This is a genomic window from Candidatus Hodgkinia cicadicola, assembly GCF_002774925.1.
This window is the reverse complement of sequence record NZ_NXGO01000111.1, coordinates 1-818: the sequence shown is the minus strand read 5'-3', so window position 1 is coordinate 818 and position 818 is coordinate 1. Positions and strand designations below refer to the sequence as shown.

At 33.4% G+C, this 818-nt stretch carries 1 protein-coding gene; it reads right to left on the bottom strand.

What is annotated here, in order from left to right:
* Positions 1-267, bottom strand: a 267-nt coding sequence (locus tag MAGTDC_RS03535) for a pyridoxal-phosphate dependent enzyme (protein WP_146657072.1), incomplete at its 3' end; no start/stop codon positions are given.
* Positions 268-818 lie beyond the last annotated feature (551 nt).

Below are 818 nucleotides of genomic sequence, written 5' to 3'. Positions count from 1 at the left end.
AACACCTATACCTTGAATTCCATGAGATTTAACTTGTTTTCCTGATAGAACAGATGCTTTTCAAGGTTCAACAGCAACAATTGAAGTATTTGGATTTTTTTTCTTTAATACTTCTCCAACACCCGTGATAGTACCTCCTGTTTCAACACCAGAAACGAAATAATCTATGTTCTTTATAGATTTTGTTATCTCTTTTGCCGTTGTTTTCTTATGGATGTTAAAACAATTTAAAGTACGGAAAGAATAATCTGAAAATAATTTTCACATTTGATGACTCAAAAATAAGTAGGCGATTAAAATTTTGTTGCTATAGACGGTCAATTGGTATTAGTAGTATTTTGAAAATAAGAACAAAATTGTTCAAGGTCAAGGTATGATAAAGTAACCATAGACTGACCTTGAAATAAGTGACTGAAAATTGGGCGCCGACCTTTGTGCTGGCGCTTTATGTATAAAGGAACGGACTACAGTTAAATGCATAGACTGACCTTGAAATAAGTGACTAAAATTGGGCGCCGACCTTTGTGCTAGCGCTTTATGTATAAAGGAACGGACTACAGTTAAATGCCGTATTTTGTAGTTATTGAGATATTATCTTTGTAAACTGGGGGCAAATGTTTTCATAAGCGCCCATTTGAAGCATGAGGAAAATAATAAAAAAAATAGATGACTCCATAAAAGAAATGTTATGAAACAGAGGCATGTGCTGAATTTTTATTATCTCCTTTTTCAGCATAGTCTAGTATGCAGTATATTTAAGCCAGCAGAATTAGTTATACAACTAAACCTGAAAGATCAATACAGCAACATGGGTTTAC